26 protein-coding genes and 1 pseudogene are annotated in these 25869 nt (G+C 41.9%); 7 read left to right on the forward strand and 20 right to left on the reverse strand.

Annotation, left to right across the window (positions count from 1 at the left end):
* Positions 1 to 8 precede the first annotated feature (8 nt).
* Positions 9 to 1190: an alpha/beta fold hydrolase gene (locus ACQKCP_RS08890; RefSeq protein ID WP_427612066.1), complete on the reverse strand. Its 1182-nt coding sequence runs from the start codon at positions 1188 to 1190 to the stop codon at positions 9 to 11.
* Positions 1191 to 2195: 1005 nt separating this feature from the next.
* Here ACQKCP_RS08890 and ACQKCP_RS08895 point away from each other — a divergent pair.
* On the forward strand, positions 2196 to 2624 hold the full coding sequence (locus tag ACQKCP_RS08895) for an MgtC/SapB family protein (protein WP_191113984.1): 429 nt from the start codon (positions 2196 to 2198) through the stop codon (positions 2622 to 2624).
* Between the two features lie 62 nt (positions 2625 to 2686).
* Here ACQKCP_RS08895 and ACQKCP_RS08900 read toward each other — a convergent pair whose 3' ends face one another.
* Complete coding sequence (locus ACQKCP_RS08900) at positions 2687 to 3073, reverse strand: HAD-IC family P-type ATPase (RefSeq protein WP_427612067.1); 387 nt, start codon at positions 3071 to 3073, stop codon at positions 2687 to 2689.
* On the reverse strand, positions 3070 to 4884 hold the full coding sequence (locus ACQKCP_RS08905; RefSeq protein WP_427612068.1) for a heavy metal translocating P-type ATPase: 1815 nt from the start codon (positions 4882 to 4884) through the stop codon (positions 3070 to 3072). The genes ACQKCP_RS08900 and ACQKCP_RS08905 overlap by 4 nt, the downstream gene beginning before the upstream one ends.
* A 155-nt stretch (positions 4885 to 5039) precedes the next feature.
* On the opposite strand from ACQKCP_RS08905, the gene cadR reads away from it, so the two are divergent.
* Positions 5040 to 5468, forward strand: a complete 429-nt coding sequence (cadR, locus tag ACQKCP_RS08910; RefSeq protein WP_427612069.1) for a Cd(II)/Pb(II)-responsive transcriptional regulator — start codon at positions 5040 to 5042, stop codon at positions 5466 to 5468.
* Between the two features lie 127 nt (positions 5469 to 5595).
* Here cadR and ACQKCP_RS08915 read toward each other — a convergent pair whose 3' ends face one another.
* Positions 5596 to 6399, reverse strand: coding sequence for a PaaX family transcriptional regulator (locus ACQKCP_RS08915; protein ID WP_427612070.1), 804 nt, complete (start codon positions 6397 to 6399; stop codon positions 5596 to 5598).
* A gap of 99 nt (positions 6400 to 6498) precedes the next feature.
* On the opposite strand from ACQKCP_RS08915, the gene ACQKCP_RS08920 reads away from it, so the two are divergent.
* Positions 6499 to 8157, forward strand: a complete 1659-nt coding sequence (locus ACQKCP_RS08920; protein WP_427612071.1) for an isovaleryl-CoA dehydrogenase — start codon at positions 6499 to 6501, stop codon at positions 8155 to 8157.
* A gap of 186 nt (positions 8158 to 8343) precedes the next feature.
* Here the strand turns inward: ACQKCP_RS08920 and map are convergent, their stop codons facing one another.
* The 5 genes from map to ACQKCP_RS08945 all read right to left on the reverse strand — a co-directional run bounded on the left by map (position 8344) and on the right by ACQKCP_RS08945 (position 13174).
* Positions 8344 to 9117 (reverse strand): type I methionyl aminopeptidase, encoded by a 774-nt coding sequence (gene map, locus ACQKCP_RS08925; protein ID WP_427612072.1) that lies wholly within the window; start codon positions 9115 to 9117, stop codon positions 8344 to 8346.
* Positions 9110 to 9316, reverse strand: coding sequence for a ParD-like family protein (locus tag ACQKCP_RS08930; RefSeq protein ID WP_057761037.1), 207 nt, complete (start codon positions 9314 to 9316; stop codon positions 9110 to 9112). The genes map and ACQKCP_RS08930 overlap by 8 nt, the downstream gene beginning before the upstream one ends.
* A gap of 216 nt (positions 9317 to 9532) precedes the next feature.
* A complete protein-coding gene (locus ACQKCP_RS08935; RefSeq protein WP_114700424.1) occupies positions 9533 to 10936 on the reverse strand; it encodes a YjiH family protein in 1404 nt (467 codons plus the stop codon).
* Between the two features lie 96 nt (positions 10937 to 11032).
* Positions 11033 to 12049 carry an arginase gene (locus tag ACQKCP_RS08940; RefSeq protein WP_427612073.1) on the reverse strand — a complete coding sequence of 339 codons (1017 nt, stop codon included), beginning with the start codon at positions 12047 to 12049 and terminating at the stop codon, positions 11033 to 11035.
* A gap of 30 nt (positions 12050 to 12079) precedes the next feature.
* A complete protein-coding gene (locus ACQKCP_RS08945) occupies positions 12080 to 13174 on the reverse strand; it encodes an ornithine cyclodeaminase (RefSeq protein ID WP_427612074.1) in 1095 nt (364 codons plus the stop codon).
* A gap of 168 nt (positions 13175 to 13342) precedes the next feature.
* Between ACQKCP_RS08945 and ACQKCP_RS08950 the strand changes: the two genes are divergently transcribed.
* Positions 13343 to 13774, forward strand: a complete 432-nt coding sequence (locus ACQKCP_RS08950) for an Lrp/AsnC family transcriptional regulator (protein WP_057761040.1) — start codon at positions 13343 to 13345, stop codon at positions 13772 to 13774.
* A gap of 322 nt (positions 13775 to 14096) precedes the next feature.
* On the opposite strand, the gene ACQKCP_RS08955 is transcribed toward ACQKCP_RS08950, so the two are convergent.
* The 9 genes and pseudogenes from ACQKCP_RS08955 to rutA all read right to left on the reverse strand — a co-directional run bounded on the left by ACQKCP_RS08955 (position 14097) and on the right by rutA (position 22324).
* A complete protein-coding gene (locus ACQKCP_RS08955; RefSeq protein WP_427612075.1) occupies positions 14097 to 14693 on the reverse strand; it encodes a malonic semialdehyde reductase in 597 nt (198 codons plus the stop codon).
* Between the two features lie 18 nt (positions 14694 to 14711).
* Positions 14712 to 15488, reverse strand: a complete 777-nt coding sequence (gene rutD / locus ACQKCP_RS08960) for a pyrimidine utilization protein D (protein ID WP_427612076.1) — start codon at positions 15486 to 15488, stop codon at positions 14712 to 14714.
* A 111-nt stretch (positions 15489 to 15599) separates the two neighbouring features.
* Positions 15600 to 16271, reverse strand: a pseudogene (gene ribB, locus ACQKCP_RS08965) (3,4-dihydroxy-2-butanone-4-phosphate synthase); the annotation flags it as partial.
* Positions 16272 to 16379: 108 nt separating this feature from the next.
* On the reverse strand, positions 16380 to 17879 hold the full coding sequence (locus ACQKCP_RS08970; RefSeq protein WP_427612077.1) for a CoA-acylating methylmalonate-semialdehyde dehydrogenase: 1500 nt from the start codon (positions 17877 to 17879) through the stop codon (positions 16380 to 16382).
* 40 nt (positions 17880 to 17919) lie between these two features.
* Entirely contained in the window at positions 17920 to 19278 is a 1359-nt protein-coding gene (locus tag ACQKCP_RS08975; RefSeq protein ID WP_397477335.1) for a solute carrier family 23 protein, read from the reverse strand.
* Positions 19279 to 19313: 35 nt separating this feature from the next.
* Positions 19314 to 19895, reverse strand: coding sequence for an NADH-dependent FMN reductase RutF (gene rutF, locus ACQKCP_RS08980; protein ID WP_191114002.1), 582 nt, complete (start codon positions 19893 to 19895; stop codon positions 19314 to 19316).
* Positions 19896 to 20027: 132 nt separating this feature from the next.
* The gene (gene rutC, locus ACQKCP_RS08985) at positions 20028 to 20411 is read right to left on the reverse strand and encodes a pyrimidine utilization protein C (protein WP_057761062.1); all 384 of its coding nucleotides are present in this window, start codon (positions 20409 to 20411) and stop codon (positions 20028 to 20030) included.
* A 75-nt stretch (positions 20412 to 20486) separates the two neighbouring features.
* Positions 20487 to 21206 (reverse strand): pyrimidine utilization protein B, encoded by a 720-nt coding sequence (gene rutB / locus ACQKCP_RS08990; RefSeq protein ID WP_427612078.1) that lies wholly within the window; start codon positions 21204 to 21206, stop codon positions 20487 to 20489.
* 14 nt (positions 21207 to 21220) lie between these two features.
* On the reverse strand, positions 21221 to 22324 hold the full coding sequence (rutA, locus tag ACQKCP_RS08995) for a pyrimidine utilization protein A (protein ID WP_427612079.1): 1104 nt from the start codon (positions 22322 to 22324) through the stop codon (positions 21221 to 21223).
* Positions 22325 to 22811: 487 nt separating this feature from the next.
* Here rutA and ACQKCP_RS09000 point away from each other — a divergent pair, with 487 nt between their 5' ends.
* Positions 22812 to 23447 (forward strand): TetR family transcriptional regulator C-terminal domain-containing protein, encoded by a 636-nt coding sequence (locus ACQKCP_RS09000; protein ID WP_427612080.1) that lies wholly within the window; start codon positions 22812 to 22814, stop codon positions 23445 to 23447.
* Between the two features lie 255 nt (positions 23448 to 23702).
* Positions 23703 to 23981 carry a peptidylprolyl isomerase gene (locus tag ACQKCP_RS09005; RefSeq protein ID WP_427612081.1) on the forward strand — a complete coding sequence of 93 codons (279 nt, stop codon included), beginning with the start codon at positions 23703 to 23705 and terminating at the stop codon, positions 23979 to 23981.
* 369 nt (positions 23982 to 24350) lie between these two features.
* Here the strand turns inward: ACQKCP_RS09005 and ACQKCP_RS09010 are convergent, their stop codons facing one another.
* Positions 24351 to 24719: a pirin-like C-terminal cupin domain-containing protein gene (locus ACQKCP_RS09010; RefSeq protein ID WP_427612082.1), complete on the reverse strand. Its 369-nt coding sequence runs from the start codon at positions 24717 to 24719 to the stop codon at positions 24351 to 24353.
* On the opposite strand from ACQKCP_RS09010, the gene truC reads away from it, so the two are divergent.
* Positions 24609 to 25382 carry a tRNA pseudouridine(65) synthase TruC gene (gene truC / locus ACQKCP_RS09015; protein WP_427612083.1) on the forward strand — a complete coding sequence of 258 codons (774 nt, stop codon included), beginning with the start codon at positions 24609 to 24611 and terminating at the stop codon, positions 25380 to 25382. The two genes, ACQKCP_RS09010 and truC, sit on opposite strands and share 111 nt — an antisense overlap.
* A gap of 169 nt (positions 25383 to 25551) precedes the next feature.
* On the opposite strand, the gene ACQKCP_RS09020 is transcribed toward truC, so the two are convergent.
* Complete coding sequence (locus ACQKCP_RS09020) at positions 25552 to 25842, reverse strand: putative quinol monooxygenase (RefSeq protein ID WP_427612084.1); 291 nt, start codon at positions 25840 to 25842, stop codon at positions 25552 to 25554.
* Positions 25843 to 25869: the final 27 nt, after the last annotated feature.

The following is a 25869-nucleotide window of genomic DNA, read 5'->3' on the forward strand; positions in this document are numbered from 1 at the left end:
TTGCACTGTTATTTTTTATCTTTGAGAAATTCAATCATGATGTCATTTACCGCTTTTGGCTGCTCTTGTTGCACCCAGTGTCCTGCGCCTTTTACAAAATGAATCTCTAGCTGCGCGACACTCGCCTTCATCGCTTCAAAGTTGCCATAGCTTTGATACGGACCCCAGTCTTTTTCGCCTGCTATAAATACTACGGGCACATCGATAGATTTACCGCTGAAGGTTTTTATCGCATGGAAATATTTTGGATTGGTGGCACAGCGATAAGAATTCATAGTGCCTTGAAATTGCGTGCGGGTGAATTCGTCAGAGAACACTTTTAGCTCGTTATCCGGTAACCATTCACAGGCATCTATTTCCGCTTGGGTTGGCATAAACTCCATGACTTGCTCAGGCATGCTTTTATCCAAATCCATCACATAGTATTTTGGAATTTTAGAAAACTCCTCAAGGTTTTTAGCTTGTAGATTGTGCGGGTTATTCTCTTGCCAATCGCCACTCTTGGCATGATTGTATGCCCGCATAAAATCATGAATTCCCTGAGGTGCATTCATAATCTCATCATTAGCATGAGGCGAGGCAAAATACATCTGATAGTGTTTGCGGGGTGGTACTAAAGAACCGAGCTGCTCTTCCATACTTTTGGTCAAGGTTGGATCATAGTTTGTAGCGTCTTTTGGTAGATTGGCTGAATTAAATGGAAATTGCGGCGTGCCTGGCCAAGGCGTGCTCATGATGATTAAAGATTTGAAAATATCAGGACGGATAAAACTACATAGCGCTGCTGCAGGAGAACCAAAGTCATGGCCCGCAACGGCTGCGACTGATTTATAACCTAGCGCGCATACCAGCCCAATCATATCTTGCACGTTATTATATAAACTAAACTGGTCAAGATTACAGTCGAAACCTGTCTCCCACCCTGTCGTTCTCCCACTGCCGCGTAAGTCAGGCGCAATTACGTGAAAGCCTTGGTCAGCCAAAGGCACTAGCTGCTTGCGCCAGCTATAGGCCAGCTCTGGATGACCATGCAAAAGCAGTACGACTGGTCGACTTCCTTTCTCAGACTCTGTTTCTTCAAACCCTGCTTCTAAAATATGAACCTTTAGACCATTATTGTTATCAACAAAACGCGATCTAATTTTTGGATCAAGCGTATCGGTACCATAAGCATTTTCATTACTATTCATCATTCATCCCTGATTAATTTATTTAGTGATAAGTTAAGGCTTGTCGTTGACGACGTCCCTTACTTACAGACTATAGTTTCATAACAGCGCTTAGAAGTTTGTCGCGCACACGACAATTCCTCAATAAATGAGAGATAAATAAAGTTAGGAGCTGGCAATAAGCCTATAAATGATATTTTTACTGTTTTTCAGGTTTGTTCTTAGAAAATAAAATACGGTCAATGCTGAAATCCTAAATACGATCCCCAAAATTATAGTTTCGATCACTGTATTAATCTCAAGAATAGCAGCTGACTATCCTGCCATTCTTCCCGAATATAAAGCAACAGAATACTCCAACCACCTATTGTCCAATGAATAATTTTCAGTGTTTTCGATCTGAACTGACAATAGAGTGGCGGTAAAAACACTATAAAAATATAGTGCCCAAATACGAGTTAAATTTTATTTGATTATAATTTATATTCTAATTATTCAGCCTTATAATATCTAAAGCCTTTTTATATCAATGTATGTAAGATATCGTCATAATATGTATTTTGGTCGACCTACTTTGACATGGTAGAGGTCGTTGGTTCGAATCCGATTACGCCTACCAGATTCGAAAAGCCCCAATCTTAAGATTGGGGCTTTTTTTGTCCGTGAAATATGGGCTGTAGCGAAAAATGTTTGCTTGCATCCACGAATAGCAACAATTACTCCATCAGCGCTAAGTCATCTAAAAAAGTGATGGTGACCAAAACGTGACCAACTCTTAGAAACTATTGAAATTAAACTTCTCTTTTTGACCTCTACTTTAAACTGTAAGCTAAAACCTATTTCTGAGTATTTTTCTCTTTATCCTCTTTTACATATTCAAAAATATCTCCTGCCCTAATATCTAGTCCCTCACAAATTTTATCAATTAGATCTTAGACACTACGACTTACTCATTTCTGTTATTCTTTATTCATACTTATATTTTTTAAAGTAAACCATGCCATAAATATATTCTGAGTTATTACTATGTTTAACTTCGATTTTAGTCTAAATGTTCTGGTGTATCATGCCTTTCAATTAGGTATTGCTTTCATATTGTCACTACCAATCGCGCTTAACCGTGAACTTGAAGATAATGGTGCAGGTTTAAGAACCTTTCCTTTAGTGACCATTGCTTCGTGTGCTTTTATGCTAGTAGGCATGGATATTTATCAAGACGCCGATGCTGAGGCTAGAATTATGTATGGCATAATCACTGGAATGGGTTTTATTGGCGGTGGCGCTATCTTTAAAAATGAAAGTGGCGCAAAGGGCACTGCTACTGCGGCTGGATTGTGGAATACAGCCGCCATTGGGATATCGGTGGCTTATGGTCGCTATGAGATTGCCATTATATTATCAATAGTTGGTTTTTTGATCCTACAATTCTCAAAACCTTTTAAACCAAAATCTTAACGATGCCATTCTTAGTCATTAGAATAGAGAATCAAACCGCCATTTTAACAAGAACTTCATACTTACTTTGCTTTGGACAAAGTTGTTAGTGGTTGAACTCCTTTGAACCTCAACAGGCGTAAAGCATTGAGAGTCACTAGTACCGTTGCACCAGTGTCCGCTATCACAGCAATCCATAGTCCGGTAATACCTAGTAAAGTAGTGATTAGAAACACGGCCTTTAGTCCTAGAGCAAAAATTACATTTTGATGAATATTGGACATGGTTGCGCGTGATAAGGCAATGAGATGAGTAACGTCTGTAACACGACTTTTTAATAATGCTATATCAGCTGTTTCGATAGCAACATCCGTACCGCCACCCATGGCAATACCTACGTCTGCTGTTGCTAGTGCTGGCGCATCGTTAATACCATCACCAATCATCGCTACTTTGCTATTACCTTTCATTTCATTTCATTCAACAAGCGTAGCTTATCTTCGGGCAACAGTTCAGCTTCCCATTCTATCTCTAAATGACTAGCAAGCGCCTGAGCGGTCAGACGATTGTCACCTGTCAGCATCACAGAGCGCACACCCATTGCTTTGAGCTGAGCCACTCCTGCCTGAGCATCATCTCGTAACTCGTCTCGTAGCGCGACCAACCCAAGCACTTCACGGCTTTGCTCATCGAACAGAACGGAAACCGTCTTACCCTCGTTTTGTAGTGCTTCAATTTGTGCATTTTGTTCTAGTGATATTGATGTTTCATTGGTAGCGTAGATAGGTGATCCGATGGCCAGAGTCCGATCAACTACCGTCGCATGTACCGCTTTGCCCGCAGTAGCATAGGCATTTGAAGCTATCGGTATAGAGATATTAGCGGCTTTGGCATGATCAATGATCGCTTTTGCCAGTGGATGGCTAGAGGCGGACTCGACACTGGCAAACAGCGCCAGTATCTCATTCGGACCTTCAGACCCTATACTTTGTTGTATTATGCGCTTCTGTGTAAAGGCAATAACGTCGGTAACGCGAGGCTTGCCTTCGGTTAACGTACCCGTCTTATCAAAAGCCACGACATTTACGCGACCCATGGTTTCTAAAGCGCTGCCCCCTTTGATAAGTAAGCCGCGGCGTGTACCGACAGCCAATCCTGATGCAATGGCAGCCGGAGTAGATAGTACAAGCGCGCAAGGACAGGCGATTAGCAATAGTGCAAAACCACGATATAACCAAGTCGCCCATTCTCCTCCCATCACTAGCGGCGGCACGATAATAACCAGTGCAGCAATAGCCATCACCGCTGGGGTGTAGTAACGACTGAATTTTTCAATGAAACGAGCCGTAGGGGCTTTAGAGGCTTGCGCCTGCTCTACCAGATTGATAATGCGTGCAATGGTGTTGTCGGCCGCGGTCTTTTCTACGCAGACTTGCAGCGCTCCTTCCATGTTGATGGAACCTGCAAATACTGCATCGCCCATGGCTTTAGCAACGGGAATTGATTCGCCCGTAACAGGTGAGTCATCAAGACTAGAGCTACCTTGAACAATGACACCATCAGCGGATACTTTATCGCCAGGACGTACCAATACCAGATCATCGATCTGCAACGAAGCTGCAGGAACGTCACGCTGTCTACCTTGTGCATCAAGTAAAATCGCAGTTTTTGGCACCAATGATGCCAATGCCCTGATACCAGCACGGGCACGATCTGCTGCCACACCTTCTAACAATTCACCGACTGAGAACAAAAAGACAACCGCCGCCGCCTCTTCAGCCTCACCAATGATAAGTGCACCAATTGCCGCGATAGACATCAGCATTTCAATAGAAAACGGGGTGCCTGTCATTGCCAAGGTCATAGACTTTCGGGCAAAAGGGAAAACACCCACAATGACGGCAATAGCAAATGCCCACATGCCATAATCAGGGAAAAGTAATGCCAATGCGTAGGCGACACTCATCAAGACGCCGAGACCAACCACTTGCTTACCTTTTCTGGTTTGCCACCAACGCTGTTGCTGCGTATTTAATAGATTATCACTAATGCTGTCTGCTGCGTTTGCTTGATCAGTAGTGGCAGATATGCCAAAACCCAGACGCTTGATGGTCTTTTCAATATCGCTGCACTGGGTATCTGAATCAGGGGCAAGCGATAGCTCTAACTTTTCAGTCGCAAAATTAAGCTGTATGTCAGAGACACCAGGCATACGTGCTAATGCAGTTTCAATCTTTCTGACGCAACTGGCACAGTCCATACCTTCAATACGATATTGCATAATAAACTGCCTCATTATAAGAATTCATTTGATAACGCTATTGTGAACCCTCTAGTGGCTTCAGAGTCAAGGCCGTTTATATGCATTTGTATAAACTTGATTTCCTTATGGCTAAACCTTATAGTTACTTTAATGTTTTCAATTTTGAGATAACGATGCTAATAAAAATCGGAGAGCTTGCTAAGCGTACAGGCGCTACAGTAGAGACCATTCGCTATTATGAAAAAGAAAAGTTATTACCAGAGCCTGCGCGTAGTGAAGGGAACTATCGCTTATATCGCGAAAGTCATATCGAGCGTCTACAGTTCGTTCTGCACTGTCGTACACTCGATATGACATTGGATGAAGTACGAACTTTACTCAAGTACTGGGAAGATCCTAGCAGAGATTGCGCTGATGTCGATACCTTGTTGGATGAACATATCCGCGCTGTAGAAACACGTATAGAAGAGCTAAAGCAGTTAAAAAAACACTTAAGTGTTTTGCGGCAGAAATGCGTCAGTAGCGCACCAGCGAAGTCATGTGGCATATTAAATGCGCTTGTCGATAATTCTTGTCATGAAAATTCGCCATATGGCTCATAGTAAATATTATCTGAATAGGTGCAAATAATTAATGCTTATTCATCGCTATAGATAGCGCCTCTGCTGTCTGATAATTACTATGCCACCATTTCACTTGATTCTCTTTAAGCGCATTCTAATGACTTGGCTAAACGGACTCTAACGATTTAGCCTCTTCGAAAAACGCAAACCATAAACGCCTACCCTCCTCATTAATACGCCGCACCGTCTCAAAATACTTTTTCCGTGCTTCCTCATCTACTAAGGGAGCAGGAAGTAGAGGGTCAAAAACAACACTGCGGATACCTGCATCTCCAAGGATGAATATTTCTCGAAGTGCCACGTGGGAGGGCAATTCGTCCAAACCACGTAACCAGTCGGTGAGCTGCTGCAACTTTTCCTTATAATGCTTTTCAAGATGCATGTCCGACCAGAGCGCTCGTGCTTTTTTTTGCCTGATTTCATCAAACTCATTGGCCTTAAAAACCGCAGATTCCTCTTCTAATCCCAAGTCAAATAGACGCTTGCGGACGACATCAATACCGCCTAATAAATTATTGGGACGCAAATAAAGCCCCTTATCGAGTTCACGAAACCCCAATAATGATAAAGCACGAGCACGGGCACGCAGCGCCTTACGATCACTGCGAGGTAATCCACCGGTCACTACCGCTATCCATGAACCATCGGACTTTATCGTTCTTTTATCTGCTGTTTGCCATAAGGCCACATCGGCGCCTAATTTTTGAGCTTTCGGTCCGAGTTTGTAGGTGGCAGGACCAATCGACTCAGCAAGATCCGCTTGGATCAGACGAGCCAACGTCACACGTATACTATTTTCTGTCATACCAAAGATAGAGCCTGCCAGCACCGCTTCGGAAGCACTAAGTGTGTTTGCCTCTGCCACCATAAGTAAGCGTAAAAGCAATAAACGAGGCGTTGGTTTGTTCATATTACACCTATTGACTGAATTATTTTTTATATGTAATACTAATCTTAGAAAATACTATAACTTAGGGAATGACATTCAAAATCAGGGAAGACAATCATTATGTCAATTGTAAATCAATTTAAGACCCATGAGGTGCAGAATCAACCTTTTGCCTTAGCCAATTATAATGCATGGGAAACAGATACAGCGCTCAAAGAAGCTGTCGCAAGAGAAGGTTCTGCTTGGGCAGCAAGTCACTTAAAAGAGTTTGGCGCACTGACTGGTGGAGATCTGATCACCAGCGGATTCTTAGCCAACGAAAACAAGCCTAAATTGCGCAATTTTGATAGCTATGGTCGGCGTATAGATGAAGTAGAGTTTCATCCGGCTTATCATGATCTGATGCGAGCAGGAATGAAATATGGCATGAGCAATTTTGCTTGGCGCAATGAAGAGCGTGATAGTGCTCACGTGGCTCGAGCGGCAGTCATGTATCTGGGCTCACAGCCCGAAGCTGGGTTTGGTTGTCCCATGTCTATGAGCTATGCCGCTATCCCTGCCCTACGTCATTCGCCAGCGCTGGCTGAAAAATGGCTGCCCAAGCTATTATCCGCACACTATGATCCGCGCAGCTTGCCCATGGAAGAAAAGCTAGGCTGTACGATGGGCATGGGCATGACAGAAAAACAAGGTGGGTCAGACTTACGTCGCAATACGACTCGAGCCACACGTCAAGAGGATGGCTCGTATGAAATCATTGGGCATAAATGGTTTTTCTCAGCGCCAATGTGTGATGCTCATCTCGTCTTGGCCCAATCTGACAGTGGTCCTAGTTGCTTTTTAGTACCACGCTTTCGATCTGATGGAACACGCAATGCCGTACAAGTTCAACGCTTAAAAGACAAATTAGGAGATTGGGCAAACGCTTCCTCCGAAGTAGAGTTTCAAGGCGCATTCGGTGAGCTAGTAGGCACTGAAGGTCGCGGTATTCCTACCATTATTGAGATGGTCGCGCTAACCCGACTTGATTGTATGATTGGCTCCTCAGCTCAAATGCGTCAAGCGATCGTTCAAGCGATTCATCACACCAGTCAACGCGAAGCCTTTGGTAAATTATTAGTCAGCCAACCTATTATGCGTAATGTGCTGGCAGACTTAGCCTTAGAGTCAGAAGCGGCTTTGGCCCTAACAATGCGAATTGCACGCGCAGTTGATAAGATAGAAACAGACCCTCATGAAGCCGCACTTGCTCGTATCGCGACAGCAATTGGGAAGTATTGGATATGCAAACGCGCGCCCGTTCTTATCAATGAGGCACAAGAATGTTTGGGCGGTAATGGCTATGTTGAAGAGACTATTATGCCGCGTCTGTACAGGCAAGCGCCGCTAAACTCAATCTGGGAAGGCAGCGGCAATGTGCAATGTCTAGATGTGCTGCGTGCCTTAAAAAAAGAGCCAGAAACTCAGCGAGCTTTATTTAAGGAAATGCAGCAAGCAGCAGGGAAAAATGCTGATTATGATGCAGAATTACACCTGCTGATAGAGCGATTTGAGGATACGCAAACCTTGGAGTTCCGTAGTCGCTATGTGATTGAGCGCCTAGCATTGATGCTACAGGCTTCGATACTACTACAGACTGAACATACGGAGATCGCTCAAGCATTCTGTCGTTCTAGGATTGGGAATGAGCATGGGCTGGCTTTTGGTACATTAAGTCCTGATGCTCCCGTGGATTTATTGATTGAACGGGCGGCTGGCGCGACCAAAGCAGTTCTCTAAATATATTTGTATGTGTTAAATAGTCCTCTGCTACTGATTGGTGTCGCAGCAGAGGCGTTTGCCCTCGATGTCAGTCACTTTATTCTTAGCCATAATGGGCTAAACAACGGTCAAATAAAATACTAAGAAAGGCGCTTCTGAATTATAAAAGCGCCTTACCGAATAGTCATTCGAATATTAAATCGCTTAAAGTATTTCATCGTTTCGCAGAGTAAGAACTTCATAGCCGTCAGAAGTAACTGCAATTGTATGCTCCCATTGCGCAGATAATTTTTTATCTTTAGTGATTACGGTCCAACCATCTTTTTTGACTTTAACTTTGGCTTTACCTTGGTTGACCATCGGCTCAATGGTAAATGTCATACCTTCTTGTAGGACTAGGCCTTTTCCTTGATGCCCGTAATGTAGAACTTGCGGTCCCTCATGCATTTCGCGTCCAATACCGTGACCGCAATACTCTCGCACTACAGAATAGCCCTGCTTCTCAGCGTAACTTTGGATGGCATAACCAACATCACCTAGCGTTGTTCCAGGTTTCACCACTCGTATTCCTTCCCACATGGCTTCATAGGTCTGATCAACCAAGCGTTTTGCAAAGGGCAACACCTCACCTATCAAATACATTTTGCTAGAATCAGCGATAAAACCCCCTTGTTCTAGGGTAATATCTACATTCACAATATCACCTGATTTGAGTATTTGATGATCTGAAGGAATACCATGACAGACCACGTTATTCACCGAGGTATTTAATGCATACCGATAACCATACTGACCTTTACTGGCTGGACGTGCACCTAACTGATTGACAATATAGTCCTCAGCAAGGTTATTGATGTCCATCGTAGAAGTACCGACTGTAATTTGCTCATCAAGATAATCAAAGACAGAGGCTAGAAGTCTTCCAGACTCGCGCATGATTTCCAATTCCGCTGCGCTTTTAAGTATGACCTTATCCATCTATAAGGTTCCTTACATTGACATCAGCTTGTCGCATCTGCTCATTGATAATTTGGTTGTAAGACATATTAGGGTTGGCTTCAGCGAGCATGCCTATCTTCATCCAATATTCGGCTTGTGCGTTAATGGAGCGCACCATGACGGCACTTGCTTTGCGAATATCTTCATGCAGTTCATCATCAATTTTCACAATGCCCATAAAAGTACCTTAATATACGAAACGTATATGAATCGTATATCTATTTTTGTATGGTTGCAAGAAATAATATATCGCTTGAACTCGATTTCCTTATATTGAAATTATTTGAATCGAACTATAGCTTGTTACTGATAGCAAAAAACCACCTATCAAGGTGGTTTTTTGCTGCTGACTCTCTGTTCAAACGTGGTGTAGCTAATTTTTAATAAGTTCTATTTAGAAAATCATATGAGCACATACCGCAATGATCGGTAATGAGATGATTGTTCTTAGTAGAAAAATGACTAATAGTTGAAAAAAGCTCACTGGGATTTTTGTCCCTAAAATCAATCCGCCGACTTCTGACATATAGATCAATTGAGACACTGACAAGCAAGCGATAACAAATCGCGTTAACTCTGACTCGATTGAAGAACCGATAATAGCCGGCAAGAACATGTCTGCAAAACCTACCATGATCGTTTTTGACATTTCTGCAGCAAAAGGTATGTTCAATAACTCTAAGAATGGAATAAATGGCATACCTAAATAATCAAATACAGGTGTTTCTTCTGCAACGATCAAACCCATAGTGCCGATTGCCATAACGACAGGCAATATCCCAATCCACATATCCAAAATATTTTTTAGCCCATCTCTTAAGAAAGTAAGAAAACTTGGGCTCTTATCTGCTTTTTGGACGGCTTTATGTAAACTGTGAGTAAATAGTGTTTTTCCTTCGGGAATGGTTTCATGATCTCTATCACTGTTTTCGATAGTATAAGTATCTTCAATTCTAGATAAAGGCAATAACCTTGGAACTATTAGCGCACAAACAATGCCGCATAAAGCAACGACGCCAATCATATTGATAAAGTAGCTTTCGAGCTTAACCTGAGAGATGACAACCAAACAGAATGTAATCGACACTGCTGAAAAACTTGTCGCGATAATTGCCGCTTCTTTTTTGGTATAGAACCCACCTTCCAATTGTTTATCGGTTAATAAGACACCGATAGTTCCATCGCCCAACCATGACGTTAGACAATCTACAGATGACCTACCTGGTAAGCCAAATAAAGGTCTCATTACTTTACTTAGTAGAACCCCAAAGAATTCTAATAAACCAAAATCAAGCAATAACGGTAACAGCAATCCAGCCAAGAAAAATACGATAAAAAGTATTGGCATTAATTCATATAATATTAAGCCGCCAATATTGTCTGAATATATTGCCTCAAACCCAAATTTAAAATAGGTCACGACAACGAAAAATGCACCAAGCATTCTAATGATAAGCCAAGGCGTTGTAACATTTAATAAATTATTCAAAAACGCATTATTCAAAATAAATGCAGGTTTCATGATTTTAGTATATAAGGTGCAACACAAGGTAATCATGATTGAGGTGACAACCAATAACGGCAAAAGGTCACCGATATAACCCTGTATATAATCCTTTAATACAGATATAGGAATGGTAAATCCTTCTGCATAGGTGACAAACTTACCATCTACATAGGGAATTGGAAATACGAAAAGCATCAAACCTATAATAGAGGGGATAAAGAACTTCAAAAATTGTCTGATATTGATACCGCTAACATCTCGACTTGCAGCGCTGGCTTTAATAATGTCCATATTATTTTTACTCACAATCCCTTTTTAACCAACCTAAAGAAGGTTTTAACAAACCCCTTTAGGCTAGATTCTGTTACTCATTTTAAATATTTAATGCTAATAGTTACTTAAAAGTGTGTGGGTCACTTTCTCTAAAATTTTAAATATTCTGGTCGAGTCATCTTTTGAGTTGTTATACAAAGGATTTATCTCTGCCATTTCCCAGCAGCATACTTTCTTGTTCTTAATTAACTCTATGTTAAGTTGCATCGCTTGCTCGTATGACAGGCCATTCATTGCAGGTGTACCGGTGCCTGGCACATATAAAGGGTCGACACTATCAACATCAAACGACACATAGATATGATCACAATATTCTAGTTTTTTGAAGATTTCCTCTACGGTAGAACTGATGCCTTTTTGGGTTATCTCAGCCACGCTGTATAAAGGGATTTTATGTCTTCTGATTAGATCCATCTCTTCTTCTTGATAATCTCTAACCGCACAAAACACCACATTTTCTGGCTTAATTGATGGCTCGCTCGATGCCATAAACTTCAACTTTTCCCAATACTCTTTTTCTTTTTCAGAAAGCTCGTTACGCTGACATTCCAAATTATCAATGGCACAAGCCATCGCCAAAGGCATGCCATGCATATTTCCTGATCCACTGGTATATGGTGAGTGAAAATCAGCGTGAGCATCTATATAAACCACGCCGATTTCCGCATCAGGATGCGCCATTTTTAGACCATGCATCGTGCCTGCACAGCTAGAATGATCACCTGCGATAACAATCGGAAACTGATTTTCGTTTCTTATATCTTTGATTTTATGCGCTAGTTTAGAAATAACAGGTTCAATCACATCAGCGTATTTTGCATGCTTAAATGGCGACTCTTCTTCATGTATATATTCATTTTTTATACTATCAAGTTGCAATTTTTCATAGTAATCTGCGTTCATTTCTTTTGATGACGCGCGCAACGCATCGATTCCTAGTGACGCGCCTTTTTTATGCCCTGCGACGTCTGAATAAACTTCTACTATTCGCACGTTTTTCATTAAATCATTCATCATTTTGTCTCTATTAAATAAAACAATTTTTTCATCATTTGAGTCCACATCTGGCATTGAACTCCTATTTTTCTATATTCAAATTACTTATAATGCAGCCATCGCTTCGTTCGTCTCTATGCTACGATCTTTGCTATGAGCTTTTACTACCGAATAGAGGTTTTTAGGGTCTTGTTGCTGAGGAATCAAGTCAAGCAGCTCATATGCATCCTGTTTTTTAATCAAATCACGCAAAAATACCAAAGCCGTAAAGTCTTCTGAGGCAAAACCAACACCGTCAAATACAACCAAGTTATCTTCATTGGTGCGTACTTCTTTTTCACCGTTTACGATGCGGTGAAACTCTGTCACAGGGAAATCTTGAGAGAGCTGTTGAATGTCGCCTTCAATACGAGTTTGTGGTTCAAACTCTACAATCACATGATCGGCTCTTAACAAGATATTGGCATCTAGCTCTGTTTTGCCAGGACAGTCACCACCGATGGCGTTAATATAGACGCCTTTTTTGACCATATCATCACGAAGAATGGTCGCGTTTTTCTTATCTGCGGTACAAGTAGTGATGATATCTGCACCTTCCACCGCTTCTTCTACCGTTTTGCAAATAGTAATCTCTAGACCTGAATCGGCAAGGTTACGCGCTACTTTTTCAGATGCGGCTGGGTCGACATCATATAAACGCACTTTTGAGATACCCACGACTGCCTTCATACCCATTGCTTGGAACTCACCCTGAGCACCATTACCGATGAGCGCTAAAGTCTGGGCGGTTTTGGGTGCACAATGTTTGGCAACCAGTGCTGAAGTCGCTGCCGTGCGTAAGGCGGTTAAGATACACATCTCTGTCAATAAAATCGGATAGCCTGTATCGACATCAGACAATAAGCCAAAAGCGGCTACCGTCTGCAAATCGCGCTTGGTGTTGATTGGATGACCATTGACATATTTGCACGCGAACATTTCACCATCGCTGACAGGCATCAGCTCTATGACACCGTCTTTGGAATGAGAAGCAAAACGACTGGATTTTTCAAAACTATCCCAACGAGAAAAATCTTGTTCTAAAGCATCTACCAACTCTTTTATCGTCTGCTCTATACCATAGTTACTAATGATTTCAGCCATCGCCTGTACACTAACAAATGGCACACCCTGCTTCTGTGATACGATAAATTTAGACATTAATTTTGCTCCATTCCTTGAATATTATTTATTTAACCGACAATTAATATGCTACCAATTATAATTGTCAGTTAAAATGTCAATAATTTACTAAATATGGACATTTTTTTGACACATTGTTAGGTGCTACTTAGCATAATGTCAAAACTCAATAAAGGAAGCATTTTTATGGCGTATTACACTTATGACTCATTAGATAGCGAACTGATATCTGAACTTCGACAAGATGGTCGAGCAACCATCTCAAACCTGGCTAAAAAACTTAAAGTCTCTCGTGCCACTGTCCAGAATAGATTGGATAGACTGATTCACAACGGTGCTATTTTAGGATTTACGATTCGAGTGCATGAAGCACTAGATAAAGAAACGGTCAAAGCGATGATGATGATTGAAGTAACAGGAAAATCTACTTCACAAGTGATTAGGAAACTGCGGGGTATCCCTCAATTGATTAAGCTACATACAACCAATGGTGCATGGGACTTGGTAGGAGAAATACACACAACAAGCTTGAGGGAGTTTGATGAAGTGCTGCGTCAAGTCAGAGAGATTGATGGCATTTTAAATAGCGAAACAAGTGTTCTGCTGTCGAGTTTGTAATATGACCTTATCCAAAGAAATATGTTCAGCACAGTCTAAGAATGCAACGCCCTACTTGGACTGTGATCTAGTGATATCAATGTTGTTGATTCATTAAAATAGTCACATTTACCATCAGCTCTGAGTCTGCTTATACTACCCAAATATAGAAAGCCCCAACCTCAAGATTGGAGCTGTTTTTATGCCTGCAATAGCAGAGCTGTAGTGAAAAACCTTTAACTTTAGAGCTTTGCAATCAAAAATGGTTATTAAGCGTCATCATAGTTCACTTAATAACCCAGTCGAAAACAGCTACCCCTCCATATGGATGAATAATTTTTTTCTATAAAATCTGACAAGCCTGATCAAAGTCTAGTCTTGGGAGACGGCTGTATAATTGATCTTCTTGACCATAGCCTATATTAATGAGTAGGTTTGAAGTCCATTTACTATCTTTAAGAAAGGTTTCATCTACCAATTCATTATTAAATCCAGACATTGGGCCCGTGTCTAAACCCAAGGCTCTACAAGCCAAAATCAGATAAGCTGCTTGCATAGAACTGTTTCTAAACGCCGTCTCTTGTATAAGTTCAGGGCTAGAGTTAAACCATGATCTGGCATCCGTATGTGGGAATAATTTAGGAAGTTGCTCATAAAACTCTTCATCATAAGCGACAATCACTGTGATAGGTGCTGTCATTGTTTTTTCGATATTACCTGATGACAGTGCTGGCTCTAATTTCGCTTTAGCGTCATCAGATTTAAGAAATACAAACCGCGCCGGTGAACAGTTGGCCGAGGTAGGTGCCATTTTAACTAAATGATAGATCTCTTCAAGTAGTGCATCTGGTACGTCTTTTTTTTGCCAAGCGTTAAAGGATCTGGCCTTACCAAACAGTTGATCTAGATCTTCTGAAGATAACGATAGGGAGTCAGTCATAGTACGTCCTAATTGATATTAATTTTTGGATAAGAATTGAAGGATTTTGCTATTGGTTGAGCAGGTTTCTGTGATTGTACTGGCATGTCCGCCCGTCACCATTAACTCAAATTGGGCATTTTGCATATTATTGGCCAAAGCCAGACCACGTTGCCATGGCACCAAAACATCATCAAGATTGCTTAAAACTAGTGTTTTATTTTTGATATGCTTGGCATTTATCAGGGGCTGATAAGCCTGCAAGGCTTTTAGTCTCGTTGAGACGTTCTCGACTGGCGCAAAGTGAGCGATGGCTTTATCTTCTTTTTGCGTGAGTGCTTCTATGTTGTCTGAGATCCAGATCGGTGGGTACAAAAATATTGCTTGCGCACGTACAAACGCTTCTACCCCTGTATCTTGTAGCAAACTGGTTCGCATACGAAAACATTTAATAGTGTGAGGATCGAGGCTTTCCCAACCATTTAAGATGACCAATTTATCTAACAATTCTGGCGCTTTATAAGCGACTTCCATACCGATAAATCCGCCAAGTGCGTGACCAACGAAATGACAATTGGACAGCCCTTCTTGTTTCAAAATTTCAATTAATTGTTCTGCTAAATCTTGCATAGAATAGTCATCGGGTAAGAGATCACTGTCAGGTGATACCCCCTCTTGTTCATAGCAAATCACATTGTAATGCTCGGTAAAACTCTCAATTTGAGGTAACCAAAAATCAGCATGCCCGCCTAAACCTGAACTAAATACGACCGTTTCTGACGTGACGTTCTTACAAGGGTATTTTTTAACTAACATAGGGTTTCATCCAATTTTAGTAAAATCCAAATTGCGGTAAAAGTATCTAATAGCTTATAAAATCAAGTTAAATTAAACTGACTAAATCAATTCAACGGTACGTTCATCGCTTTCATCATATTCGTACGCTACGGTTTCTTCGAAATTTTCGACTTTATCTATACTTTCAACGGCCTCTTGAGACTTAATATATTTGATTAACGCATCTATGGTGCCGACCTTTAGATTATGAGTATCGGCGAATTTCATCAGATCATTTCTACGAGCCATTTCACCATCTTGGTTGATAATCTCTACAATAACCGCAGCAGGCTCTAAACCAGCCAGTCTCGTTAGATCACAACCTGCCTCCGTATGCCCTGCCCGCTCTAAAACACCGCCTTCTTTAGCCACTAATGGAAAAATATGACCTGGGGTTACGATGTCATCAAAGGTAACGTCTTGAGACACGGCAGTTCTAATGGTATGAGCTCTGTCTGCCGTTGAGATTCCGGTACTTACCCCTTCCGCTGCATCAATTGAAACGGTGAAATTTGTACTATAAGGTGCTTGGTTGTCTTTGCACATGAGAGGTAGTTTTAATTTTTTGCAACGCTCGGAGGTCAAGGTCAAACAAACCAAACCTCTGGCATGGGTAATCATAAAATTGATATCATCAGGCTTGGCTAAAGTGGCTGCCATGATCAGGTCACCTTCATTTTCCCGATCTTCATCATCCATGATTATGACCATCTTGCCTGCTTTAATATCTTCAATGATTTCTGGTATTGTATTGATATTCATAAAATCCACCATTTGCATTTATATTTGCTTTTGTATGTTGTTATGTAGAGCCTGTGGTCAATTAATCACGCGCTCTACATAACGTCCTACGTTTGCTAGGCCGTATACCTACTTCATAGAGATAGTGGTATTTACGCCTTCACTAGCGTCCTCATCAAACCAACGTGAGATCACCGTTTTAGTCTGCGTATAAAACTGCACCGCTTGCTTACCATAAGGACCTAGGTCACCGAGCTTACTGGCTCTAGACCCTGTAAACGAAAACATCGGTAGCGGTACTGGAATTGGTAAATTGATACCGACTTGTCCAACATCGATATCTTGTTGGAATTTATGTGCATGGGCGCCAGACTGGGTAAAAATGGCAGTGCCATTACCATTTGGATTGGTATTGATAATCTCAATGGCTTCCTCAAGCGTGTCGGCATACATAATGCATAAGACAGGACCAAAGATCTCTTCGGTATAGCAGCTCATATCAGCTGTTACGTGATCTAAGATGGTTGGGCCAACAAAGTTACCTTCTTCGTAACCTGCTACCTGACAACCACGGCCATCTAGTCTGAGGGTTGCGCCTTCATCGACTCCCGCTTGGATTAAGCGCTCAACACGGGCTTTGGCTTGCTTAGAGATTAGCGGACCTAAATCTTTATCATCCTTGCCAGCAGACACTACTAGCTGTGCTGATTTTTCTACAATTTCATCAACCCACTGTTTAGACTCCCCAACCAATACCACGACAGACAGTGCCATGCATCGCTGCCCTGCTGCACCAAATGCCGCTCCTGCTAACTGATTCAGACTTTGTTCTTTATTGGCGTCAGGCATGATAACGGCATGGTTTTTCGCACCCATCATACATTGCACACGTTTGCCAGCCTGACCCGCACGATCATAAACATGCTTGCCCACTGCCGTTGAACCAACAAAAGATATCGCTTTTATATCAGGGTGATCGCACAGCGCATCCACTGTATCTTTACCACCATGAACCACATTTAATACCCCTTTTGGTATACCTGCCTCAAGCGCTAGCTCGACCAATCTCATGGTAACGATTGGGTTTTGTTCAGAGGGTTTTAAGATGAACGTGTTGCCTGTGGCGATGGCCATTGGAAACATCCATAGCGGTATCATGGCAGGAAAGTTAAAGGGAGTAATACCTGCACAGACGCCTATTGGCTGCTGAACGGTATACATATCAACACTACTGGCGACGTTTTCGATGTAGCCACCTTGTTGCAAGTTGCCGATACCTGAGGCGTGTTCTACGACCTCAAGGCCTCTAAATACATCACCTCTAGCATCTGCTAGTGTCTTACCTTGTTCTTCAGTCAGTAGCGCTGCCAGCTCATCCATATTTTCACGTATCAGTTGTTGATACTTTAGGAAAACACGGGCCCGTTTGCTGATTGGTGTGACACGCCAACTCTGAAAAGCCTCAGATGCCGTTTTGATAGCTTGCTCGATTTCCGCAGGTGTTGACTGTGGTACCTTGGCGATAACTTCTTGAGTGGCTGGATTGGTGATATCAATCCACTCTGTGGTAGTTGATTCGGTAAATTCGCCATTGATCAATTGCTGTACGCTGCGTGGTTCTGTATTCATGACACGGTTCCTTAAGGTAATATCAAATAGAGATTTAAATTTATGGATTGAGTTTTAAGAGCGGCTCTGATGTAGCGATTTCTCTCTCAGTGGTCACGCTCACCTCTTTTTGTTTGTTTTTAAAATTGAAAACGAGATTCATAAGAATGGCTAAAAAAGTAGCGGTACCGATACCGCCTAAATCAAAGCCTGCAATGTTTAGTGAATAGTTGCCAGTACCTAAGATTACTGGGACGGCAGCTACCAACATATTGCCATTCTTACTAAAATCAATTTTTGCATTCATCCAGATACGCGCACCAGCAATCGTGATTAAACCAAAGACAACGATTGAAGCACCGGTCAAAATAGGCACTGGGATGGTGCTGACTAAAGTTCCAAACTTAGGAGATAAACCCAATAAGATTGCGAAAACACCTGCTATGACAAAGACGACGGTAGAGTAGATTTTTGTCGCGGCCATCACGCCGATGTTTTCTGCATAGGTCGTCATACCAGTGCCGCCTACCGAGGCTGAAAGCGTAGTACACAGGCCGTCAGCGAAGAACGCTCTACCCATATAAGGTGAGATACTTTTGCCAGTCATCGCTTCTACCGCTTTGAAATGCCCAAGGTTTTCAGCGATCAAGATGATAAAGACGGGTGCAATCACTAATATGGCACTGGTCTCAAAGACAGGAGAATAAAGGGTTGGAATACCGAACCAAGCAGCATTTGCAATTGGACTAAAATCGATAGGCGTGCCCATGCCCAAGACGTTCGTTAATAGGAAATAAATAAAATATGCAGCGACCAATCCGATTAACAGTAACAGGCGTCTGACCATACCTTTGGTAAATACGGCAACTGAACAGATACATAATACGGTGACCAACGCCATCCAAGAGTCAAAGCTACTGCCGATGACGCTTTGTATGGTGACCGGCGCTAAGTTCAACCCGATAATCATCACAATGGACCCAGTGACCACAGGTGGCATCAAATTTTCAATCCACTCTGTCCCTGTTTTCATCACCAGCAGACCCATCAATGCATATAAAACCCCGCAGACAACGGTACCTCCCAGGGCAATACCAATATTCGGATTGATACCCGTGCCGCTATACCCTGTTACTGCTGCAACTGCTCCGATGAATGCAAAACTAGAGCCCAAATAGCTGGGTACGTGACCCCCAGTAATCAGAAAGAAAAGTATCGTACCTATACCAGTAATCAGCATGGTTAAGCTAGGATCAAAGCCCATCAGTAAGGGAGCTAAGATTGTCGCACCGAACATTGCAAATGAGTGCTGTGCGCCTAATACCACACTTTTACCCATTGGTAAGTATTCATTGATACCTACCGGTGTCGTTTCTAGGTTCCCGGTGTAGGGACGCCATTTCACAAACCATTTATCCATTTTGAATATCCTTAAAAAAAGTAGAGGTGTGATACTTAGTTTTTGCACTTACTTAATTGATGGTAGTCTCGATTGAAATAGATGAGACTTTCACAATCAGGCTTGTGTTTGATATCCAATACTTCACAAATAAGAATATCGTGGGTCCCCACCGAGCTGATGAGTTTGATTTTGCAATCAAAAGAGATACTGGCATCCTCTAACACAGGCGATCCGGTTGACAGCGTGGACCAATTGCCTTGCTCAAATCTTTCTTCCAGCGCCTTTTTACCACCGAACACACCGCTCAAATCTTTATGTTCAAGACCAAGTGTGTTGACGCATAGCACCATATTTTCTTTAAAAAATTTGTATACAGAAGCGCTTCGGTTTAAACACACTAATAGGGTTGGCGGTTCGTCAGTGACACTGCATACCGCTGAGGCTGTAAATCCTGCGCGCCCTGCTGGACCCTCAGTGGTAATAATGTTCACGGCAGCCGCCAACTTGCTCATCGCATCTCTAAAAGACTGCTGCATGTCGGTTAAGTTTCCTGCCGTAGAGGTGAATGATTCTTTAGACTTATGTTTCATTAATGAGGATTGCGTTACTTGGCTTTCTTTAATTACTGTATTCATCTGTCATTTCCTTTTAAACAATATTCCGCCACATATGTAGTCAACTAAAGCGCCCTACTACAGTCCAATGCTAGTGGGTTCGATGTCAGGTAACTTTAAATTCACTAATTGCAGTTATTTTTAAACAGGTTTTTATCCAATGTGCGCTATGGACGCGATTTCGACCAAAGCATCTGGTTTAACCAACCCACATTGGATACAAAATCTTGCTGGCTTTTCATTGGGAAAAAATTCTGCATAGACTTGATTGACCGCGTCATAATCTGCCCAGTCTTTTACAAAGATTGAGTTAAATGTCACATCATCCATATCGCCGCCAGCAGTTTGAATAACGTTTTGAATCGTTGTTAACACGTGGCGAGTTTGAGCAGCGGCATCACCCACATGTACGACATCGTTGTTTTCATCGAAAGGCAAGGTGCCCGAGACATAAACGATGTTGTCGGCCTTAGTCGCTGGTACATAAGGGGCTAATGGTTTGCTGGTACCTTCAGGGATAATCACTTGTTTAGACATATCTACATTCCTATTGCGGTTGGATTAAGTATGAAAATCGTGGTTTAGGTTGCTAAAAACTGGCTAAGTAAAACGTTAGCTATTCGAAAAACACTGCTGCATGCTGGCAACATCAGACACCCAACCAAAAAAGGTTTTTACGTTATATAGTGTGGCGTCATGAGCCTCTACTGGCCCTGCTTGATAGCAAGCGTCATCTAACAACACCCCAAAATACTCAAGGAAAAACCCATCTCGAAGCGTAGATTCAACACAGACGTTGGTCGCGATACCTGTGAGCAATAGATTACGTATGCCCCGTGACCGCAATACGCTATCGAAGTTGGTGTTAGCAAAGCCGCTATATCGAGGTTTATCTATAACGATGTCTTGAGGCGCAGGGCTAAGCTCGTCGATCAACTCATAATCCCAGCCCCCTTTTGCCAATAGCGTTCCCTCAATTTCAGGATTCTTACGCATGGTTTTTAGGGCATTTGATTTGTGATAATTGGGCGATCCACTACCACCCGCTTCGACATACTTGTTGTCCCAGCCATTTCTAAAGTAGATGACTTGTATGCCAGCTTGATGCGCAATATCCACGGCTTGCTTTATCTTATCGATGACAGGTTTGGTCGCTGTGACATCGAACCCAGCCAAATCTAGATAACCACCTTGGCTGGCATACGCGTTTTGCATGTCCACTACGATCAGCGCCGTCTGGGATGGATCTAACTTAATAGGTTCAGGCAACGACTCTAAAACAGGAGAGGATTCCTTGGTAAAGTCTGCACAAATTGTATTAACCGAATTCATATCTACTCCTTTTATTAGGCTTCGCTGACAGCTTGGCTGGCCACTGGTGTATCAACATTGATGCGGCTCTTCATCAAGGGTTGAATTCTGCTACCAAAATCTTCCACGCCTTGCACGAAATCATCAAAGGTCAATAGAACACCATCCGTACCTTGTACTTCAGCGACTTCGTCCAACATACTGGCGACGTTTTCAAAAGAGCCGACCAGCGTACCCATGTTGATATTGACTGGCGAAACGCTTGATGCCATATGGCGAACGTTGGTATCTTTGCCTGAGGTTTTGTCCTTACCACCTTGTGACTGCAGCCAATCAATGGCTTCAAAATCCGCGCCATCATTGTATGATTGCCACTTTGCTTGGGCTTTTTCATCGGTCTCATCTGCGATGACCATAAAGAGAACATAGGTTGGAACATTGCGGCCCGTCTGATCCGTATGTACCTTTAAGCGGTCATTAATGCCGGCATAGGCAGTTGGCGTGTTTAAACCTTTACCGAAGACAAAGTTGTAATCAGCGTATTTTGCAGAAAACGCCAAGCCCGTATCTGATTGACCCGCACAGATAATCTTCATATCCGCTTTTGGAATGGGCTTCACTTGACAGTCATTCATCTGAAAGAACTCACCCTTCAAATCAGATTGGCCTGTCGCCCAAAGATCTCTTAGAATTTGTACATATTCAGATAGGTAGTCATAGCGCTTGCCAAAATAATCATCGCCTGGCCACATTCCCATCTGTCCATATTCTGCTTCTTGCCAGCCAGTCACGACATTCAATCCAAAACGCCCGTTTGAGATGCTATCAAGCGTTGATGCCATTCTCGCTACGATTGCTGGCGGCATGACTAACGTCGCCGATGTGGCATAGATTTTTATCTTAGACGTGACCGCAGCCAACCCTGCCATCAAAGTAAAGCTCTCGAGGTTGTAATCCCAAAACTCAGTTTCTCCGCCAAAACCGCGCAGCTTGATCATCGAAAGTGCAAAATCGAAGCCATAGTGCTCAGCACGTTGCACAATTTGTTTATTTAGCTCAAATGTTGGCTTATACTGCGGCGCGTTTTTCGAGATTAACCAGCCGTTATTACCAATCGGACAAAAAATACCTATTTCCATGATTTCACCTATACGTTTGAGGAAGAAAAGAGCGATAAAAGAAATAAAGATTATTTCATGTTTTTTATATAGCATAATTTATGCCAAATTAATTAATCCTTATTTATCAATTACTTATATAATTTTCATACAAAAATTATTAAACCATATGGTCTAAAAATATGCAGAGAAATAGTGCGAGGTGTTATAAGTTGGTGCAAAGTGTTATAAAATAGTGCACAAATGTATAAATTGTTTATAAGTACGTTTTGATAGTGGTTTGGATGAAGATAAGGTGGAATAAGCAGCAGAAAAGACTGGTCAACAGCAGGTTGCTATAGTCGGTGAACCTGCAAACCGATATGGTATTGCTCGCTTTTGGAGTAGTTGGCATACCTATTTTGATCAACCAATAGCATCTGCATTTGGTTACTTCGACCCTTTTTTAAATTGAATCAACTATCATTTAAAACTAGGTTCATATGGCTTTACGATGAGGGAAAATATAGTGAAAGAATACGCACTAAAAGAAGAGACAGAGACGAGTGCAAAGATATTAAAAAAGAAAGAACATATCATTAATGCTGCATTGATCGTATTTTCCCAAGAGGGATTGAATGGCGCGCGCATGGAGCAAATTGCCGAAGAGGCTGATATATCTAAATCGAATATATTTTATTACTTTCAAAGTAAAGAAGTTCTGTATGTTGCTGTTTTAGAAAAGGTGCTGAGTAAGTGGTTATCGCCTTTGAGTGAGATTAACGTCAACCAAGATCCAAGGGTTGCCCTTAAGACCTATATTGAAGAAAAATATAAAATCTCAAAAAAATCACCGGCAGCATCGAGACTGTATGCGTTAGAGATTATACAAGGGGCACCTCATTTGATGGCTGTATTAAAAGGCCCTTTGAAATCTTTGGTTCGTGAAAAGGTGGCAGTGATTGATGGCTGGATTGCAGATAACAAGATTAAGTCCGTGTCTGCTATCCATTTGATTTTTCATATTTGGGCGGTGACTCAGCACTATTCTGACTTTTCTACGCAAACTGAAGCGGTGTGTAATCATAGCTTGAGAAATAAGAAGTTCGCTAATGAGGCATTAAACACTAGCATTCAACTTCTGGTAGATAGTTTGATTCCGTGATTTGATATGAGTAAAGTACAGTTTCTCAATTAGGAAAGCCCCAATCCGAAGATTGAGGCTTTTTTTATGTCCGCCATTTAAGGGCTGTAGTTTAGATAAAACACTACATGACTAAAACTTCTTTTATTTAACCCCTATAGTCACGATTGTATAAGGATGACTTGTAAGAAAGCAGCACCTACAAGTGAGGTTAGCAACCAAGATAAGTAGTGATATAATGTCCCGATAATCGATATTTTATAAAAGGGTTACATTATGGCTCGTACCGCTAGCGCATTGCACATTTTAGTAAAACATAAAGAACAAGCTGAGGACATTATTGCCAAGCTTAAAAAAGGCGCTAAGTTTGATGTACTGGCCAAACGATACTCAATTTGCCCATCAGGCAAAAAAGGTGGCAGCTTAGGTGAGTTTGGCAAAGGTGATATGGTAGGGCCATTCGATAAGGTTTGCTTTACTGGCGAACTATTTACCCCGCATTTAGTAAAGACCAAATTTGGCTGGCATGTCGTAAAAGTCCTTTATAGAACATAAGCATTGGTGTTTTGATTGTAAGCCAACTGGAGTATGCCTCAAACATTGTCCTGATTCGCATATGCTTTAACATCGTGGTAATTATGTGTGAATCAGGATTTGATGTTTGGTCGACCTATCCCTTTCTAATCCTTACGTCAAACTACCCTTATTTTATTTAAGCAGTATTTTACTTAAGCAGTTTTCTACGAGTTGAGGTCAAATAGTGAGAGGCGAGATAAGTTGTCATCAGCCTTTAAAACCCCTAGGTAATTCAGGTGCAGGCAAACGTTTCACATCAGAGTCAACATTACCGAAACGCTCATGGCCATTATTCCAATCAATAATAGACTGCTTAATCTCAGCTTTGTTATCAGCAACGAAGTTCCACTACATTAGCACTTGGTTATTAAGCGGTTCGCCGCCGATGAACATGATACGTGTGCCCTTTTTAGCAGCCAACTTAATACTTTTATTATTGGCGACATCGCTATCATGAAAACGGAATAACTGATCTTGCCGACAAACCTCGCCTTCGGACGCTACCTCTCCTTCTGAAACCAAGATACCGTACTCAAAGTCTGGCTCTAAATTTATTGTGCCACTACAGGTACAATAAAAAGGATATATAATTGATGCATCTAAAATATGAGCAATGAAAACATGGATATCGAAAGCAATACTGCTGATCAAATAGAAATTATCTATGAAGATGAGTATATAGTAGCGATTAATAAAGAAGCTGGTCTGTTGGTGCATCGCAGTTGGCTGGACAAAGGTGAGACACGCTTTGCCATGCAGCTTACTCGTGATGCGGTAGGCTGCCATGTGTTTCCAGTGCATAGGTTAGACAAACCTACATCAGGTGTATTGTTGTTTGCCAAGAGTTCAGCCATGGCACGTAGCCTTACCGAAGCGTTTACTGAACGCAAAGTGACCAAGCAATATTTGGCTGTGGTGCGCGGGTTTATGTCTGAGCAAGGTACTGTTGATTACGCGTTGAGCTTTAAGCCTGACGCCATTGCCGATAAATTTGCCAACTTAGATAAACCTGCTCAAGAAGCAGTGACTCACTGGCAGAGTTTGGCACAAATTGAGCTGCCATTTGCAGTATCAAAAAAGCATGCCACTAGCCGCTATAGTCTGGTACGCTTAACGCCTGAAACTGGACGCAAACATCAGCTGCGTCGGCACATGAGACATGTATTCCATCACATCGTGGGTGATACCAGTCACGGCGATATACGTCATACACGATTTTTTCGTACTCACTATGATTGCACGCGTATGTTGCTGCATGCTCAGACTTTGGCACTCAGCCACCCCGTCACTGGTGAGCCACTAGTACTAACAGCTGGATTAGACGATCAATGGATGCGTATCTTAGAAGAGTTCTCTTGGACAGATAGTGCTAAAGCCTAAACTTATCTAAAATAGTCAGTGAAAAAGGCCAAAATACGGCTGCTAAAGGTTCGGTTCCCTAGTGAGGACTTGAGACATTGGCTATGGGTCAACCTGGGAGTTTCCCAAACTTTGCGTAACTGCTTATAATCCACTAACTGGAGAATAAGCAATTACTACTCAACAAACATTATACTAAGCGTGCAGTTTCAATTTTTACAGATAATACCTTGTCACTTAGTACGCTCTGTAACTCGTCATAATGTGGTAGGCGCTTATGTTTATCTAATTCACCCAAGCTTTTCCATTTCTCAACCAATGTGATTTTTTGCGAATCGTTAATATCAGGATAAACATCATAACGCTCGCACCCATCTTCAAGCACACTTTCACTTGCGCACTTATAAATGGCGTTTAAAACGGTGTTGTAATGCTGTGTTTCACATAGGATATCCACAACAATCATAACTTCATTGTTCATTTTTAACCTTTATTTTGGTGTATAAGG

Origin of the sequence: Psychrobacter sp. NPDC078631 (assembly GCF_050268165.1) — a bacterium.
Classification (GTDB): Bacteria; Pseudomonadota; Gammaproteobacteria; order Pseudomonadales; family Moraxellaceae; genus Psychrobacter.

What these genes read in the sequence shown, in the direction of transcription:
- ACQKCP_RS08890 (WP_427612066.1), bottom strand. Translation starts at nt 1,190, where the DNA reads ATGAATAGTAATGAAAATGCTTATGGTACCGATACGCTTGATCCAAAA.
- ACQKCP_RS08895 (WP_191113984.1), top strand. Translation starts at nt 2,196, where the DNA reads ATGTTTAACTTCGATTTTAGTCTAAATGTTCTGGTGTATCATGCCTTT.
- ACQKCP_RS08900 (WP_427612067.1), bottom strand. Translation starts at nt 3,073, where the DNA reads ATGAAAGGTAATAGCAAAGTAGCGATGATTGGTGATGGTATTAACGAT.
- ACQKCP_RS08905 (WP_427612068.1), bottom strand. Translation starts at nt 4,884, where the DNA reads ATGCAATATCGTATTGAAGGTATGGACTGTGCCAGTTGCGTCAGAAAG.
- cadR (WP_427612069.1), top strand. Translation starts at nt 5,040, where the DNA reads ATGCTAATAAAAATCGGAGAGCTTGCTAAGCGTACAGGCGCTACAGTA.
- ACQKCP_RS08915 (WP_427612070.1), bottom strand. Translation starts at nt 6,399, where the DNA reads ATGAACAAACCAACGCCTCGTTTATTGCTTTTACGCTTACTTATGGTG.
- ACQKCP_RS08920 (WP_427612071.1), top strand. Translation starts at nt 6,499, where the DNA reads ATGTCAATTGTAAATCAATTTAAGACCCATGAGGTGCAGAATCAACCT.
- map (WP_427612072.1), bottom strand. Translation starts at nt 9,117, where the DNA reads ATGGATAAGGTCATACTTAAAAGCGCAGCGGAATTGGAAATCATGCGC.
- ACQKCP_RS08930 (WP_057761037.1), bottom strand. Translation starts at nt 9,316, where the DNA reads ATGGGCATTGTGAAAATTGATGATGAACTGCATGAAGATATTCGCAAA.
- ACQKCP_RS08935 (WP_114700424.1), bottom strand. Translation starts at nt 10,936, where the DNA reads ATGGACATTATTAAAGCCAGCGCTGCAAGTCGAGATGTTAGCGGTATC.
- ACQKCP_RS08940 (WP_427612073.1), bottom strand. Translation starts at nt 12,049, where the DNA reads ATGCCAGATGTGGACTCAAATGATGAAAAAATTGTTTTATTTAATAGA.
- ACQKCP_RS08945 (WP_427612074.1), bottom strand. Translation starts at nt 13,174, where the DNA reads ATGTCTAAATTTATCGTATCACAGAAGCAGGGTGTGCCATTTGTTAGT.
- ACQKCP_RS08950 (WP_057761040.1), top strand. Translation starts at nt 13,343, where the DNA reads ATGGCGTATTACACTTATGACTCATTAGATAGCGAACTGATATCTGAA.
- ACQKCP_RS08955 (WP_427612075.1), bottom strand. Translation starts at nt 14,693, where the DNA reads ATGACTGACTCCCTATCGTTATCTTCAGAAGATCTAGATCAACTGTTT.
- rutD (WP_427612076.1), bottom strand. Translation starts at nt 15,488, where the DNA reads ATGTTAGTTAAAAAATACCCTTGTAAGAACGTCACGTCAGAAACGGTC.
- ACQKCP_RS08970 (WP_427612077.1), bottom strand. Translation starts at nt 17,879, where the DNA reads ATGAATACAGAACCACGCAGCGTACAGCAATTGATCAATGGCGAATTT.
- ACQKCP_RS08975 (WP_397477335.1), bottom strand. Translation starts at nt 19,278, where the DNA reads ATGGATAAATGGTTTGTGAAATGGCGTCCCTACACCGGGAACCTAGAA.
- rutF (WP_191114002.1), bottom strand. Translation starts at nt 19,895, where the DNA reads ATGAATACAGTAATTAAAGAAAGCCAAGTAACGCAATCCTCATTAATG.
- rutC (WP_057761062.1), bottom strand. Translation starts at nt 20,411, where the DNA reads ATGTCTAAACAAGTGATTATCCCTGAAGGTACCAGCAAACCATTAGCC.
- rutB (WP_427612078.1), bottom strand. Translation starts at nt 21,206, where the DNA reads ATGAATTCGGTTAATACAATTTGTGCAGACTTTACCAAGGAATCCTCT.
- rutA (WP_427612079.1), bottom strand. Translation starts at nt 22,324, where the DNA reads ATGGAAATAGGTATTTTTTGTCCGATTGGTAATAACGGCTGGTTAATC.
- ACQKCP_RS09005 (WP_427612081.1), top strand. Translation starts at nt 23,703, where the DNA reads ATGGCTCGTACCGCTAGCGCATTGCACATTTTAGTAAAACATAAAGAA.
- truC (WP_427612083.1), top strand. Translation starts at nt 24,609, where the DNA reads ATGAGCAATGAAAACATGGATATCGAAAGCAATACTGCTGATCAAATA.
- ACQKCP_RS09010 (WP_427612082.1), bottom strand. Translation starts at nt 24,719, where the DNA reads ATGCACCAACAGACCAGCTTCTTTATTAATCGCTACTATATACTCATC.
- ACQKCP_RS09020 (WP_427612084.1), bottom strand. Translation starts at nt 25,842, where the DNA reads ATGAACAATGAAGTTATGATTGTTGTGGATATCCTATGTGAAACACAG.